The organism is Embleya sp. NPDC020630 (assembly GCF_044334985.1).
Lineage (GTDB): Bacteria > Actinomycetota > Actinomycetes > Streptomycetales > Streptomycetaceae > Embleya.
In genome coordinates, this window is record NZ_JBIRUB010000007.1 from 152832 (window position 1) to 166244 (window position 13413).

At 69.1% G+C, this 13413-nt stretch carries 11 protein-coding genes; 2 read left to right on the forward strand and 9 right to left on the reverse strand.

Going from position 1 to position 13413, the window contains the following annotated elements:
• The first annotated feature begins 3187 nt into the window (after positions 1-3187).
• Positions 3188-3715, forward strand: a complete 528-nt coding sequence (locus ACH4XV_RS24585; RefSeq protein WP_395793228.1) for a nuclear transport factor 2 family protein — start codon at positions 3188-3190, stop codon at positions 3713-3715.
• Between the two features lie 326 nt (positions 3716-4041).
• Here the strand turns inward: ACH4XV_RS24585 and rox are convergent, their stop codons facing one another.
• The 6 genes from rox to ACH4XV_RS24615 form a co-directional block, all read right to left on the reverse strand.
• The gene (rox, locus tag ACH4XV_RS24590) at positions 4042-5475 is read right to left on the reverse strand and encodes a rifampin monooxygenase (RefSeq protein WP_395793763.1); all 1434 of its coding nucleotides are present in this window, start codon (positions 5473-5475) and stop codon (positions 4042-4044) included.
• Between the two features lie 242 nt (positions 5476-5717).
• Complete coding sequence (locus ACH4XV_RS24595; RefSeq protein ID WP_395793230.1) at positions 5718-6125, reverse strand: RidA family protein; 408 nt, start codon at positions 6123-6125, stop codon at positions 5718-5720.
• A gap of 105 nt (positions 6126-6230) precedes the next feature.
• The gene (locus ACH4XV_RS24600) at positions 6231-7400 is read right to left on the reverse strand and encodes an MFS transporter (RefSeq protein ID WP_395793232.1); all 1170 of its coding nucleotides are present in this window, start codon (positions 7398-7400) and stop codon (positions 6231-6233) included.
• Between the two features lie 331 nt (positions 7401-7731).
• The gene (locus tag ACH4XV_RS24605; protein ID WP_395793234.1) at positions 7732-8265 is read right to left on the reverse strand and encodes a hypothetical protein; all 534 of its coding nucleotides are present in this window, start codon (positions 8263-8265) and stop codon (positions 7732-7734) included.
• A complete protein-coding gene (locus tag ACH4XV_RS24610) occupies positions 8262-8795 on the reverse strand; it encodes an RNA polymerase sigma factor (protein WP_395793236.1) in 534 nt (177 codons plus the stop codon). Before ACH4XV_RS24610 ends, ACH4XV_RS24605 begins: the two co-directional genes overlap by 4 nt.
• An 8-nt stretch (positions 8796-8803) precedes the next feature.
• A complete protein-coding gene (locus ACH4XV_RS24615) occupies positions 8804-9367 on the reverse strand; it encodes a DUF3995 domain-containing protein (RefSeq protein ID WP_395793238.1) in 564 nt (187 codons plus the stop codon).
• 172 nt (positions 9368-9539) lie between these two features.
• Here ACH4XV_RS24615 and ACH4XV_RS24620 point away from each other — a divergent pair, with 172 nt between their 5' ends.
• Positions 9540-10001 (forward strand): nuclear transport factor 2 family protein, encoded by a 462-nt coding sequence (locus ACH4XV_RS24620; RefSeq protein WP_395793240.1) that lies wholly within the window; start codon positions 9540-9542, stop codon positions 9999-10001.
• A gap of 749 nt (positions 10002-10750) precedes the next feature.
• On the opposite strand, the gene ACH4XV_RS24625 is transcribed toward ACH4XV_RS24620, so the two are convergent.
• The 3 genes from ACH4XV_RS24625 to ACH4XV_RS24635 form a co-directional block, all read right to left on the reverse strand.
• Entirely contained in the window at positions 10751-11242 is a 492-nt protein-coding gene (locus ACH4XV_RS24625; protein ID WP_395793242.1) for a DUF3291 domain-containing protein, read from the reverse strand.
• 95 nt (positions 11243-11337) lie between these two features.
• Positions 11338-12036, reverse strand: a complete 699-nt coding sequence (locus ACH4XV_RS24630; RefSeq protein WP_395793244.1) for a helix-turn-helix transcriptional regulator — start codon at positions 12034-12036, stop codon at positions 11338-11340.
• Positions 12037-12335: 299 nt separating this feature from the next.
• Complete coding sequence (locus ACH4XV_RS24635; RefSeq protein ID WP_395793246.1) at positions 12336-13229, reverse strand: LysR family transcriptional regulator; 894 nt, start codon at positions 13227-13229, stop codon at positions 12336-12338.
• Positions 13230-13413 lie beyond the last annotated feature (184 nt).

Here is a 13413-nt window from a genome sequence, read left to right on the forward strand (position 1 = left end):
CAAACACAGATCCGTAGAGCCGTTCGCAGACAGAGCTACCCATCCGTCGATCTGACCGTTGACCCGCCCAAACAGAGATACGCCCACCCATGCGCCCGAACACCCGCAGTAACAGACAGCCACACACCCGCCCGCACAGCCGCCGTTTTAGTGTTGCAATCCCCCGAACTTTTCTCGTTGCAGTAGAACACACATGTTCTGTTGTATCTCCCGAAACCAACTGCCATGCAGCTGGAGCAACAGTTCACCGCACATGCCAAGGAATATTTGCCCGTGCAAGCCGAAGTGCAGCAGGTGCCACATAATGCTGAACATGTTCCGTTGTATGAGTTGTGAACTTGTGAAATATGCAGGTCACAGGTCAGTACTTGGTACATGAGGAAGGCTCGCTGCACCCGAGGCACTAGCCGGAAAGTTGACTTCCAGCTTGCGAAGTCCGTGGTCTTCGTTCGCCTTGGCGGCGACCGGAGAGCCAATACAGCGGAGGTTGGATCATGTTGTCGACGGTGATGATCTTCGGGTCAGGCTGGATGGTCAGCTCGGCTACCACGGTCCGCCGGCGGGAACGTTACCTGATGCTCGCAGCCGGGCGGATTGTACGGAGCATGCCTTCATGGAGTGCCATGATTTCTTGCCGGGTTCATGCGGTACGGGTGGGACATGACGACGGCACGGACGAAGAGACGGCGCTTGAGTGGAGCTGCGGGAGGGCGATTGTGGCTCCCCAGGCTCGGTTCTTGGGGCCTGGGTGAGGCGATCTTCGGCCTAACGTGTGCTGGCATCATGTGGAGTGGCGTTGAGTTTTGGATCCCGTGACGCGGCAGGGGCTCAATCAATCGTCGTCTGGTGTTGTCCGCGCGGGGATCGGGCGGCCGAAGAGGTGGCTTCGGCGGGCGTCGTGGGCGGGTGCGGTGAAGCACGTTTGCGTGCGCCGTGGGCGACGAATTGGGCTTTGGTGGCCACGCCTCTGGGCGGTGGTGTTCCGAGAGTGGTTCGTTCGGAGGGTTCGGGATCGCTCTGGCGGTAGGTGAGCTTGGTGCCGCCGGCCTTGGGTTGCTGTGCCATCCGGGCTGTTGTGACGATGCCGGGCGGTTCCATTCGCGTTCTAGCCCCGCTCCCCGACTGGAACCTGTTCGCTTGAGCGTTCTTTGATCGGTTCAAATGAGCGGCTACTGGGGTTGAACCAGCTGGTGTGGCTTTGGGAGAAGCCCATCGGGATCAGGCATCGGTCGGGAACGTGTCTGCGGTGCGGATGTCCGACTTGGCGAGTCGTTGGGCGTGTTGATGCGTTCTTCCCCGTGCGGCGGCCCGGTCGGTTACGTCCCTGTACTGGCCTGCCAGGGTGAGGACTCCGGCCGGCCAGGGATGACCGGAGCCTTCTCGTGGCGGCGTTGGTTGCTTCGTTGGGGACTTGGTGCGGGTGGTTGTCTCGCTGGTGCGTGTTGTTCGTGGCGTGGTGGGGCGTTTGCGCTTGTTGCGTGCGGCATGGACGTCGTGTGTGTCCGATGCAGGTTCCTCGATATCTCGATGCTCCCAGGTCGGGCGCCGTAGCGGGGTGAATCGTTGTTGGCTACGGGGCGCTGGGCGGGGATTTGGCGATCGTTGCCGCGGGTACCCTGTCTGACCTGCGCATTTACAGAAATTCTCTTGTCAGCCGCGAACTCTCACTGCCTGGCATGATCCGATGCGCATGATCTTGTTCGGCCCTTAGAACGCCGTCTGTGGCATCGTTGCAGGTCAGCGGCTTGTTCCGGCGGGGAAACAGTGTGCCTGGTCAGCATGGCTATGCGTCTTGGTGTGCCGGTTGGCGAGGGTATGGGCCGGGTGAGCGCTGAGTGCTTGTTGCGTGTTTTTGCTCGGCTGATTGGTGATATGAGCTGATGAGCGGGATTAAGTAGTTCGCCGATGGCGGCTGTCCCCTGCCGACTGGCTTTCACCGGGCGGCCGGATGATTTTGAACGGGCACCTCTGATGAGGAGAACCCATCGTGAGCAGCGCCCTGCCCCGACCTGATCTCGAGGGGGGTGGAACGCGGCTGCGTCTGGCGCATGCCGGTTTCTACGACCAGGGCGCGGCCGAGCGGCATGACGAGGCTTGGGCTCACCATGTTCTGCCCCACCTTGATGACGTTTTGGCAGGCCGGCAGGGGTAGTTGCGCCTGGCTGTCGGCTTCCGTCTTCTGCGGGCATTGGCTCTGCGGTTGGTGATGGTGGATGTGATGTGAGGGCCGGATTGCGATGCTGAGGCCGACCGATCCGGGCCGTGGGGTGGGGTGGCTTCCCAGTCTTGGGTCAGCAGTCCGAGTAGGGTCTGGTTGAGGAATTCGCCTAGGACCCGCGCCCAGGAGCGCAGTACGCCCTCGCGGCCAAGCCGTTGCTGGGCGGAGTGCAGGATCGCGGTGTTGTGCGCCGGCGTCTCGAGCTGCTGCCGGTGCCCCACGGCGTTGCCATGCCGACCAGCGTGTCGCCGTCGAGTTGCACCGCGGAGAACGGCGAACGGGACGAGTTCGGGCCCGTTGTCGTTGGCCCCGAGTCGCGAATCTTGCGCACCGGGCGTGATCGGCCGCCATGGGCACCCTCGGCCCGCGAGCCGCTGACTACGTCGTTGTAGAGCGCGGTTCGCAGGATTGGGATGTCGTCCTACGGGACTGGGGTTCGGGCGGGCGTGGTGGCGACCAGGATGCTGCCGGCGGGTATGCAGGTGGTGGCGGGGGCCACGGGGTGATATGGACGGTAATGTTCTGGTTCATTACGCCTGTTGGGACATCCGGATCAGGCCCGTCGGGCGGGCCGTCACCGGGGATTGGTTCAGCGTGACGCGGTCGGTCGGACCGGCGGGGTTGGCGGGGGGTGAGCCGGTCAGGTCAAGGCAGATGGGGCCGGCGGCTTTGGGTGTCCCGGGCGTCGGGTGACTCGATGGCGTCCTGTTGCGAGCGGGGCACGGTGTACCGCTGGTCAGGGGCCGGCGCTTGCCGACGATCGTGCTTGACCGGGTGTCGGAGCGGGTGGGGTCCGGTCTTGAGTGGGTGGGGGCGTGGTTTCGGAGGCTCGTTGGGATGGCGCTGCTCTTGCCGGCGTGCCGAACTGTTGGGCTGCGTTCGTCGCCTGACATCTGGGCGGCTTGTTTTGTCGTATTGGTTGGAACGTCGCATCATCCGCGAAGTCCGAAAGGGCCATGGAGGAGAACGATGAGGGACCTCGACCAAAAGCTTGAGAGCATCGCCGATCGGATCGAAATCGCCGCGCTGTGGGGCGAGTTCGCCGATGCCGTGATGATGCGCGACTACGACCGCCTGGCGTTGCTGTTCGCGGACGACGGTGTGTGGCGGATTCCCGAGGCCCACGTGGAGTTCAGCGGTCGGCGGGAGATCCGTGCCGGGAGCGAGCGGTTGCAGGGGGCTTGGGAGTTCTTCGTGCAGACCGTGCATCCCGGCGTGATCGAGCTGGACGGCGATACGGCGTCCGGCCGTGCGTATGTGCAGGAGCTTGGGCGTATGCGTGATGGCAGGTCCGGGTTGAACTACTCCCTCTATCGCGACCGCTACCGGCGCACCTCGGATGGGTGGAAATTCGCGAAGCGGGTCTATGAGGTGCGGTATCTCGACACCACGCCCTTGGCGGGCTCGGGCTGGTCGCCGGGTTCGGGCTCGGAGAGGGATGTGGTGGCTTCGCACGAGGTGGAGGTGGAGGTCGAGGGCACGGGGGCAGCGTCCTGATTGTGGTTCAGCGCCCCGGCGCTGATGGCGCAGGGCTGGTGGTCTCGGTACACGGGCATCCCGGGCCTGGGCGAGGGTCGTTGCCGTGTCCGGCGGGCGGTGGGGTGCGGTGCCGTAGGGCGGCAGCGGGCGCGTTGCTGGGGTGGGTGCTCGTCTGGGTTCTGGGCTCGGGCCTTTGCGTGCCGCCGTCTCCCGGGCGTCGGTGTGGGGAGTTCGGAAACGCTGCGAGATACCGGTGTCTGTAGCTCAGTGGGTCGGCCCGCCCTGGGTCCGACTCGGGGCGGGCCGAGCTGTGGGTTGCCTACGGCTGTCGGTCTGTGGGCTGCTCAGATGGTGGCCGGGCCGAACCACTTGGGCAGGTGGCGGAGTAGGTCGCGCTGGTTGTCGCCGACCCACGCCACGTGGCCGTCGGGGCGCAGCAGCGCTGCCGGTACGTCGGGGTCCTTGCCTGGGTCGAGGACGTGGTCGACCCGATTCGTCCAGCCCGTTACGGACAATCGGCCGGTATGGTCGAGGAGCAGGCCGCGGCCTCGGTGCATGCGTTCGTAGAGACGGCCTTGTTCGAGTTGAACGTCCCGCAGTCGGCGGCCGAGTAGTGCGTGGCCCTCGCCGACGTCGTAGCGGATGTCGATGGCAGTGGTGATTCCGGTCAGGTAGCGGTTTGCCTCCTCGTGGTCCAACAGCCTCGAGAGCAGGTTTCGCAGTGCGGCGGCGCCCGGTTCGGTGCCGAGGAGGGTCATCTGTGCGCGGGCGTTGTCCAGGACGCTCGCGCCGACCGGGTGGCGTTCGGCGTGGTAGGTGTCCAGCAGCCCCTGCGGTGCGTGGCCGCGGACCTCGGCGGCCAGCTTCCATCCGAGGTTGAACGCGTCCTGGATGCCGAGGTTGAGCCCCTGTCCGCCGGTCGGCGGGTGGACGTGCGCCGCGTCGCCGGCGAGCAGCACCCGGCCGACCCGGTAGTGCTCGGCCTGCCGTGTCGCGTCGCCGATCCTGGACAGGTGGCGGGGCGAGTGCACGCCGAAGTCGGTGCCCGCGACGTCGCGCAGCCGCTGCTTGAACTCCGCGAACGTCGGTGCGCTGCGGTTTTCGGTCACCCCCTCGGCGGGCACCACGAAGCGATATACGCCCTTTTGGCCTTCCGTGTCGGGGATGGCACCGAACCGCAACTGGGTCTTGCGGACTTCCGTGACGACGGCGGCGATCGTTGTCGGGTCGTCGGTTGCCTCCATGTCCCCCAGCAACGTTTCGATTTTGGAGGGTTCGCCGGGGAAGGCTATCCCGAGTCGCTTGCGTACTGTGCTGCGCCCGCCATCGCATCCGACGACATAGCGTGCGTGCAGAAACGTTCCGTCGGCTGTCTCAACGGTTACTCGGTCAGTGTCCTGGCGTACGTCGATCACTTCGTGGCCGCGCCGGATTTCCGCGCCGAGTGCGAGGGCGTGTTCGGTGAGCAGTCGTTCGGTGACGGGTTGCGGGATGGTGAGGCCGTACGGGTGTGCCGTGTCGAGCCGTTCCGGCCACTTCTTGTGGATGCCGCCGAAGAAGGCGCCGATCGAGAACGTGTCACCGGCCGCGAGAAATCGGTCCAGCAGGCCGCGCTGGTCCATGATTTCGACGCTCCGGGTGTGCAGTCCGCGTCCTCGGGAGTGGTCGGACGGCTGGGCCGACTGCTCCAGGACGACCGTGTACACATCATGCAGCCGCAGTTCGGCGGCCAGCATCAGACCGGTGGGTCCGCCGCCGACCACGATCACGTCAATCATCACAACGCCCATTTCACGAGATTGGATTCCGGTCGGGTGGGTCATTCTGCGGTGTGGCCGGGGCCTTGCCGCAAGGCCCCGGGAGCGCTATATGTTGAAGAGGGCAGGGAGAGGGATGGGATCTCTCCTCGCCCTTTTTTGTGCCTGGACCGAACGCGCCGTGGCCCGAGCCGGCAAGGTGTCGGGCCGCGGCGCGTGTGGTGATGAGTGAGTCCAATTGGACTCGGGTCGGTTTGTCGGGGTTACGGGCGGGCCGCTACCGCGTCCACCTCGAAGAGCATGTCGGGGAGGGCGAGCGCGGCCACTCCGAGGAGGGTTTGGGCCGGCGGCTTGTCGCCCCAGATGCGGGTGATCACCGCGAGCAGGGCTTCGAGCTTGGCGTGGTCGTGATCGACGATGTACGTGCCGAGTCGGACCACGTCGCGGAAGCCCAGGCCGGCCGCGGCCAGGGCGGCGCCCAGGTTGGCGAAGGACAGTTCGACCTGCGCCGCGAAGTCCGATGAGGCGACTGCGCCGGTGGGGTCGGAGCCGTACTGGCCGGCGATGAAGACCAGGCCGGGGGCCGGGACATCGACCACGTGGCTGTAGCCGTAGGACACCGGGTTGTGCAGGTCGGACGGGTTGGTGATGGTGAACGGGGTGTTGCTCATGCTCGAGGGCTCCTTGGTGCGGTGATGGCTTCGGCCGCGATCGTGGTTGTGGTCTTGGTGTGGGTGCGGGGCAGGCACGGTTGCGGTTGTTGGTCTGCGCGTTGGTCAGTTGCCGGTTGGGTGGCGGAGCGTGCCAGCGGTCAGGGCGGCCAGGAGGGTGAGTGCGGCGGCGAGCCACAGGGCCGCCGTGGTGGTGCTGCCGTCGACGGCGAGTGCGCCGAGCAGCGCGCCGAGGGCGATGGACAGGTTGAACACGGCGACGAACAGGGATGTCGCCGCCTCGGCCGCCTGGGGCGCGGCGGTGAGCATCCAGGTCTGGAGGCTTACCGGTACGGCGCCGTACGCGAGGCCCCACACGATCAGCAGCACGATGCCCGTTGCGGCGACGCCTTGGATGATGGCCGGCAGGGTGAGTGCGACGGTCAGGACGGTGGCGATGGTGAGCAGGGTGCGGCGGGCGTCGCGGGAGGCTCGGTTGCCGGCCGCGAAGTTGCCGACCACGCCCGCCAGTCCGTAGCCGAGGAGCAGGAGGCCGATCAGGCCGTCGTCGACGCCGGATACGTCGCGCAGGATGGGCCGGACGAAGGTGTACGCGACGAAGTGGCCGGTGATCAGCAGGAACGTGAGTGCCAGACCGGCGCGTACGCCCCCGTTGTCGCGGCCGAGCCGGGCCAGGTCGCGGAACGTTATCGCCCGGGCGGACGGTGCCCTCGGCAGCGGGGGCAGCGGAGGCAGCAGGACCACCAGAACCACAAGGGCCACCGTGCCGAGCGCGCCGATGGCGGCGAAGGCGGTTCGCCAGCCGGTGAGTTCGCCGATGAGGGTGCCGGCGGGGACGCCCAGGACGGAGGCGGTCGAGACGCCGCCGAAGACGATGGTGGTGGCTCGGGCGACCTGCTCGGGCGGGACCAGGCGCAGGGCCAGGCCGCCCGCGATGGCCCAGAAGCCGCCCACGCCGACGCCGACCAGGACCCGGGCGATCAGCACCACGGCGAAGTTCGGCGCCGCGGCGCTGACCAGGTTGGCGGCGCCGACCAGGGCGATCAGCGCGGCGAGCAGGACCCGACGGTCGAACCGACCGGCCGTCACGGCGATCACCGGTGCGGTGAACGCGGCCACGATGCCCGGTGCGGTGACCATCAGTCCGGCGGTGCCTTCGGAGACGTCCAGCGTGGTGCCGACGGGGGTCAGCAGTCCGACAGGCAACAGCTCGGACGTCATGAGCGAGAAGATCCCGAGCGCGACCGCGCCCACGGCGAGCCAGGCACGGAACATCGATCGAGAAGGTGCTGGCGGAGCGGGCGGCGTTTCGTGGGGTCGTTGGCGGGGCGCGAAGTGAGTGACGGGGCGAGTGTGCGGCCGGGAGTCGGGGCGGGGATGGGGCTGCATATTCACGATGTTCCATATCCAGAATCTGGCTCGCGGTTTGCCCCCGAAGGCGGGGTGGTGGATGGCGGCTCTCCTCCGAACCGGGTGGCACGGTTGAGGTGGCGGCGTGGGCCGTGATCTGATTCTGGATGTCATCTATCCAGAATGCAAGCTCCGGGCGCCCCTCCCCCGTCCCCACCGCAACCGCCTTGCCCGCAGCCCGGTTTCGCCGGGTCGGTCAGCCTTCCTCCACCGCCTGTCCCAACCGGGCCAGGCCCCGGCGCAGTTCGCGCCTTGCGCCCACCGGCACGATGGCGGCGCGGCCGGGGACGCGTACGCCGCCGGTGAGGGCCACCCGGGTTCTCCCGTGCTCGGGGACGGCCGCCATGCCGATGATCACGAACCTGCTCTGTAGCCAGCACCACCCCGGGCGCAGCACGCCGTCGAAGCGGGCCCGCATCCCGTATCGGCTGCGTGCGTGCGCCTCTATGCGATCGCCGTCGCGTCGCAGTACCCGAACGTGGCGCATGTCCGGCTGGAATCGGCCGAAGCCGTGTTCCAGGTCCCCCATCACCGCCCAGACGTCGGCGAAGGGCGCGTCGACGACCCCCTCGACGATGCGCGCGCCGGGGATCCCGGCGATCAGCACCCGGAGTCGGCCCACCGCGTCGATCGGCTCGGCGTCGACGTCGATGTCGGTGTGAGATCCGGTGGTGGCGTCGGTGTTGGTGTCAGGGGGTTCGATGTTGTCGGGTTCGGATGGCTTGCTCATGCCGTCCACATCCTTCGAAATCCTGCCCGGGCGCGGTGCAGCCGGGACTTGACGGTGCCTTCGGGGACGCCGAGCAGATCGGCGGCGGTCTGTTCGTCCAAGCCCTCGACGTCGCGCAGGACCAGTACGGCGCGGTGTTCGGGGGAGAGTCGGGCCAGTACGTCGTCGATGTCGGCGGCGAGTTGCGGGTCGCCGGGGGCGGGTGGGTCGGCCCACTCGGTGGGGACGTCGCGGATCGCCCGCCGCGCGATCCGCACCGCTTCGCGCACCGCGATTGCCCGGACCCAGCCGTACAGCGCCTCGGGTTCGTGGAGCGAGCGCAGGGCGCGGAAGACCACGACGAGGGTTTCCTGGACCGCGTCCTGCCGGGCGTCGAGGGCGATCGGGCCGCAGATGGTGGTGACGTAGGGGATCAGGTGGTCGAGCAGATCGCTCATTGCGACCGTGTCGCCGTGGCGGGCGGCGCGGGCAAGGGCGACGCCGCGCGCACGGCGCTCGGCGGCTCGATCCTCGGTTCCACGCTTGGGCACGGTGGTGATCATCTCCCGGCGGCCCGCGTTCGGAGCAGCCGACTCGGCCGCCGGACGATGCCGTCCAGTGCGACGCGCGCGGCGGCGTATCCGAAGCCCACGCACACCGGGGTGTAGACGGCGAGGTTGAGCCGGTAGAAGGTGCTGCCCTGATCGGCCCCGACGCCGAAGGCCCAGACCACGCCCGCTCCGGCCCGCACGGTGAGCCCGGTGGCCACGGCCGCGCTGACGAGTGCGGTGAGCCTGCCGCCGCGGCCTCGGCTGTGTGCATGTATGCCGACGGCGGCGGTGGTGAGCAGTGTGCACAGCGGGAGCAGGACGCGTGGGGTGAACGGGACGTCGGCGTTGAGCAGTCCCTGCGACAGGGCCTCGGTGCTGCCGGCCGGCCACGTCGCGCCGGTCGCCCAGAACGCGTGGACGAGCGCGTCACCGGCCAACAGCGCGGCGACGGCGGTGCCTTTGCGCCGGCGCGCGGAGGCGGCCGAGCCGGTGGTGGCCACATCCATGGCTGCGGCTGCGGCCACATTGGCGGCGGTTCTCGTGCTGCCTGCGGCTTCGATGGCGTTGTGCATGGCGCGATCCCCTTCCCGGGCCGACGAGTTGTCGGCCGATCGCCAGGAAGAGGACGCCCATCCGGGAAAGGTTCCATGTGACGGCGGACACACCCGCCTCCGTGACCCGGGCCCGAAACGCGACGACCGATTGCCGCCGGCACCGCCCCGCGCCAAACTTCACGATGGATCCGTGACCACCGAGAACACACACCCCGCACCCCGGCCCACCGACGACGCCGACACCCTCGCCGTCCTCCAGCGGTTCTTCGCCGCGGAGGCCGCGTACGTCGCCGCCGGCGGCCGGGGCAAGGCGAGCTTCGCCGACCTCGCCGCGTGCCTCGACCCGGACGTCGTCATGTACCAGTCGCCCGGCCTCCCCTACGGCGGCCCTCGCTACGGCCCGGAGGGCATCGAGGACTTCATGGCCGCGATGGGCGAGGCCTGGCGGGACATGGAATTCCTCGAACAACGTTTCGCCATCGACGGCGAGCGGGCCGCCATCCTCAACCACGGCCTGCTCACCGCCCGGGCCACCGGCCGCGTCCTCGACACGTGGGTGATGCAGATGATCACCATCCGGGACGGCCTGATCACCGAGATCCGGCCGTTCTACTGGGACACCAAGGCGGTCGACGCCGCCCTGATCCCGTAGATTTCCCGCGCACCGGCGCGAGGGGGTCCGGTAGCTTGCCGCATGTGGGGACGGCAGGTGGTGGATGGCGGCGCGGCCCGGGGCGGGATCGGGGCACCGGCGCGCATGGGTTCCGTTAGGTACGCCAGGTAGAGGACCTGGCGGTGCGTCGACGGAGTTCCCATGTCCCGTACCGCACATCACCCGATTCCGCGTCGCCTCGAAGAGGCGGGCGAATCGGCTTTTTCCGGAGGGCCGTGGCGATCCGTCCGGTGCTTCGACCTGCGCTACAGCGCCCGAGTCCTGGCGGAGGCGGCTCGCGAGGGACGTCGTCCGCGTCCGCAGCGGATCGTCCGGCGGGTCGATGTGTACGCCTGGGGGCGGTACCTCGCGTCCGATGGGGAAATCGGACGGCGGCCGCTCTGGCCGAGGGGCGGGAGCGGATGCGACTGCGGGCGGGGGTCGTTCTCGTGCGGGCGGTGGTCGATGGCTCGGCTGCCGGTGGCCTCGACGTGACGGCGGCGGAATCGGTGGACATTCCGCCTGCGCGGCATCGGCGGGACGGGCTCCATCACGTTTGATGCGGGATCGTGCGCCCCGGGTCGCCTTGGCGTTCGCGCGGGACGAACCGCCCTGGAGTCTGCGTGAGTCGTGTGCGGGGAGGCGGCCCGTGACCCTGGTGATGGCGCGCGCTTCGAGGGGCACGCTCGACACGGGGGGTTGCGGCGGCGCCGAGGGCCGCCGCAACCCCGTGGTGGCCGCGTGCGTGGTCAGGCGACCTCCGCCGCCTGCTCGTCGGTGTCCGTCTCCGGTGCGGGGAAGCGGTTGCGGAAGGTGAAGGCGTACGGGGTGGGGCCGTGTTCGCGCAGGTGGTCCAGGCGTGCTTTGCCCTCGGCGACGGTCGGGATGGTCCCCGCCGGGATCCACCACACGACCTGGGTGATCTCGGCGAGGTGGTGGAACCAGTCCTGGCGCCGGCGCAGGTATTCCAGGTGACCGCTGCGGTAGACGAACTCCCAGAGCAGCTCCGGGGTTTCCCACACCGACATGGTCACGATGGAGTCGGGGTCGTAGGGGCGGATGTCGGTGGAGGAGGGTACTCCCTCGTCCTCGCCCGTCAGGCGCCAGACGAAGCCGGGCGCGCCGTCGGCGAGTTCGTTGACCGGGTCGAGACCGGCGACGAAGTCGACCATGGTGGGCGTGTCCAGGGGAGCGAGCATTCGCGCGACGTTGAACTGGGCGATGTGGTGTGTCGTCGGCATGGCATCACCTCACCAGGTCGCGGAGAATATGTCAACGAGAATTGTTTTTAGAGATCGAGGGCGGCGAGGAGGTATGTCCCGCGCGGTGTCCGCCCCTACGGGGCGCGTTCGACCACCACGCAGCAGCGGCCCGGTACCGAGTCCAAACGGGCCCGATGGCCGGGTGCGTCGACGCCGTCGAGCAGGCCTTCGAGCAGGGCCAGGTTCATTCCGCACACCAGTGGCGGGAAGTCCTCGGCCAGTTGGTGGAACGGGCAGTTCCGCAGCAGGATCCGGGGCGCCTCCGGGACCGGCTCGTAGCCGCGTGCCGTCAGGGCCGCCAGCACCCGGACATGCTCGTCGGCCTCCCCCGTTGCGGGCGCCCCGCCCCCGAGGGCCCGGCCGGCCACGCGCCCGGCGTCGTACGCGGCCGCGTGTACCGCCCGGTCGGCGCCTGCCCGCTCGATCGCGTCCGCCAGGATCTGGCCGGCCGTGTCGTAGGCGCGCGGGGGCAGTGTCACGCTCGTCTCGACCGGGTTGCGGCGGTACAGCTTCGCCGGCCGCCCCGCGCCGGGGCCGCCCTTGCCGGCGGGTCGGGCGTACTCCGTGGTGAGCAGGTTCGCCTCGACCAGTTTGTCGAGGTGGAAGGCCGCGAGCGTGCGCTGGATGCCGACCGCGTCCGCCGCGGCCGCCCGGCCCACGGGGCCCTCGGCCGCGACGACGTGGCGATACAACGCCCGGCGGACCGGATCGACGAGCACCCCGACCGCGTCGAGCGCGTCGTCACCGGGCGGGGGAGAGGAGAGGTCGGACACAACCGGAGTGTAGGCGAGCGCATCCGAACCCGCCCCGTCCCGGGTGGTCCGGGCCCGATATTCGGGACGGTTCGAGGCCCGACCGCGCACGGCGGCCGTCCGGCACGGTCCCGGGCGGCGGCGAGTCCGGACGCGTCACGGGAACCGCCGAGCGACTCGGCCCGAAACGGCCGGCGGGGCCGGGACGGACACATCGGCACGGCGAACACGGACGCCACGCCGCGGCTCCCGCCCGGGCGCCTCGCAGCCCGGCACCCGTCGCGGCCCGCGGCCGAGGAGCACCACGCGCCCGGCGCCAGTCAGGCTTCCGCCGCCGCCAACGTGTCCTCGGCCGCCCGGAAGAAGGCCCGGGCGAGCGGGGAGAGGGCGGCGGTGCGGTGGATCAGGGCCCAGGACAACATGGGCGAGTCGTGGATGGGGATGTACGCGATGTCGCCGCGAGGGAAGTACTTGACCGCGTGCAGCGGCACCGGCGAGATGGCCAGGCCCGCCGCGATCGTGGTCAGCGTCTCGTGCGCGGTCGAGCTGACCGGGCCGCGCGGGATCGGCTTGCCGCTCGGTGTCTGCGCCGGGTTGATCGCCTCGGCCCAGTAGGCCGGTACCGAGTCGTCGAAGCCGAACACCGGCCCCACCGCCAGGTCTTCGAGCGACACCGACTCGCGCCCCGCGAACTCGTGCCGGGCGGACACCGCGAGCACCAGCGGCTCGGTCAGCACGATCGGACCCACCGTCAGATCGGGCTCCTCCACCGGCAGCCACACCAGTTGCAGGTCGACCTCGCCGGCCCGCAACAGCCCGAACGGATTCCCGATGTGCGCCTCGCGGATCCGCAGCTCGCAGTCGGGGTGCCGGGTCCGGAACGCCTCCAGGATCTCCGGGATCTCCGCCAGCGTGGCATCCATCGTGCCCAGGCGCAGCGTCCCGGTCAGGCCGCGTGCCGAGGCGGCGGCGCGTTCGATCCCGTCCTGGATGCGCTGATAGCCCGCCGCCAGGTCCTCGCGCAGCTGGTCCCCGATCGGGGTCAGTGCCACACGTCTGCTGGTCCGCTCGAACAGCGGTGCGCCGATCCGGCGTTCCTGCTGCTTGATCGCCTGGCTGACCCGCGCCGAGGAGATCAGCAGACGATCCGCTGTGCGGCCGAAGTGCAACTCCTCGGCCAGTACGAGGAAGATCTCGATGTCCCGCAGCTCCATACGCCCCCGCCGTTCGTTGCCATATCGTCGTGCCGTATCGCCGTGCCGCGCTCGCGGCCGTGCCGCCCTGCCGCTTTGCCGCCCTGCCCCGTCGTCGAGCCGAGTCGAGCCGACCGATCCGCCGCAATGCCCCGCATCGTTAACCCGAGGGTTAACGCTCATTGCCGGCATCGCCGTTGTTCCG

What these genes read in the sequence shown, in the direction of transcription:
- ACH4XV_RS24635 (WP_395793246.1), bottom strand. Translation starts at nt 13,229, where the DNA reads ATGGAGCTGCGGGACATCGAGATCTTCCTCGTACTGGCCGAGGAGTTG.
- ACH4XV_RS24615 (WP_395793238.1), bottom strand. Translation starts at nt 9,367, where the DNA reads ATGCACAACGCCATCGAAGCCGCAGGCAGCACGAGAACCGCCGCCAAT.
- ACH4XV_RS24605 (WP_395793234.1), bottom strand. Translation starts at nt 8,265, where the DNA reads ATGAGCAAGCCATCCGAACCCGACAACATCGAACCCCCTGACACCAAC.
- ACH4XV_RS24595 (WP_395793230.1), bottom strand. Translation starts at nt 6,125, where the DNA reads ATGAGCAACACCCCGTTCACCATCACCAACCCGTCCGACCTGCACAAC.
- ACH4XV_RS24600 (WP_395793232.1), bottom strand. Translation starts at nt 7,400, where the DNA reads ATGTTCCGTGCCTGGCTCGCCGTGGGCGCGGTCGCGCTCGGGATCTTC.
- rox (WP_395793763.1), bottom strand. Translation starts at nt 5,475, where the DNA reads ATGATTGACGTGATCGTGGTCGGCGGCGGACCCACCGGTCTGATGCTG.
- ACH4XV_RS24585 (WP_395793228.1), top strand. Translation starts at nt 3,188, where the DNA reads ATGAGGGACCTCGACCAAAAGCTTGAGAGCATCGCCGATCGGATCGAA.
- ACH4XV_RS24625 (WP_395793242.1), bottom strand. Translation starts at nt 11,242, where the DNA reads ATGCCGACGACACACCACATCGCCCAGTTCAACGTCGCGCGAATGCTC.